The sequence below is a fragment of the Salinisphaera dokdonensis CL-ES53 genome, assembly GCF_040361215.1.
In the GTDB taxonomy this organism is placed as follows: domain Bacteria; phylum Pseudomonadota; class Gammaproteobacteria; order Nevskiales; family Salinisphaeraceae; genus Salinisphaera; species Salinisphaera dokdonensis.
Genome location: NZ_APND01000016.1, coordinates 1 through 1091 on the forward strand (window position 1 = coordinate 1; position 1091 = coordinate 1091).

The 1091-nt window shown below is 65.3% G+C and carries 1 protein-coding gene; it reads right to left on the bottom strand.

The features are described 5' to 3' along the window. Nucleotides 1–8: 8 nt before the first annotated feature. Complete coding sequence (locus SADO_RS17200; protein WP_353113664.1) at nt 9–1046, bottom strand: IS30 family transposase; 1038 nt, start codon at nt 1044–1046, stop codon at nt 9–11. Nucleotides 1047–1091: the final 45 nt, after the last annotated feature.

Consider the following 1091-nt stretch of genomic DNA (forward strand, 5'->3'; position numbering starts at 1 on the left):
TGGCGGTTTCAAGTATCAAGTGCAACAGCGCCATTGTCCCGGTCTTGGAAGCAGTACTCGAAAAAGACTTCCGCGGGCGTGCGAAACGCCAGGGTCTTGCGGGGTCGGGTGTTCATCTCCCAGGCGATCGCATCGAGTTCGCGCTGGGAATAGACACTCAGGTCACTGCCTTTGGGCAGGTACTGGCGCAGCAGGCCATTGGTGTTCTCGCAGATGCCGCGCTGCCAGGGGCTGTGCGGATCGGCGAAGTAGATCGACAGGCCCGTGCTCTGGGCGAGTTCAGCATGCAAGGCCATTTCCTTGCCTTGATCGTAGGTCAGGGTCTGGCGCATCTCGGCCGGCAAAGACGCGAACGCCTGGCTGAAGCCGGCCAAGGCGGCTTGGGCCGTCGCGCCCTCCATGCGTACGATCATCAGAAACAGCGTGCGGCGATCGACCAGCACGCCGACCGCGCTGCGGTTGGCCGCGCCTCGGATCAGATCGCCTTCCCAGTGGCCGGGGACGAGCCGCTCATTGGCGGCCGGCGGGCGCAGGTGAATACTCGGCAGATCATGCATCTGCCCGCGTCGGTCGGTGCCCCGACTGCGCGGTCGGCGTCGGGCGTGGCCCTGACGCAGCAGTCGCGTCAATTCGCGGCGCAGCGTGCCGCGGGGCATGGCGTAAATGGCGGTATAGATCGTTTCGTGTGACACGCTTTTCAGTCTGCCCGCGATCTGCTCAGGCGACCACTTCAGCATTAGCAGGCGGTGGACCTGGGCCCACAGTGGCCCGCCTGGATCCAGCTTGCGTGCGACACGGCGCTTGCGGCGCAAGCGCCGGGCGCGCTCACCGGCGCGCCGCGCATCGTAACCAGGGACGCGCAGCGGCCGTCCGATGATCGGCTTACGTCGACCAAGCTGATCGCCGTTGCGACGCAGCTCGCGCAGGATGGTGCTCGGGGCACGGGTCAATACCCTTGCGATCTCGCGAACGCCAGACCCTTGGCTGCGTAAGGCCATGATCGTGCCGCGCTCTTCGGCACCCAGATGCTCGTAGTGACCGCCCATCTCCAACCTCCGTGCGTGCTGTTGCACTTCAGATTAGAGACCGCC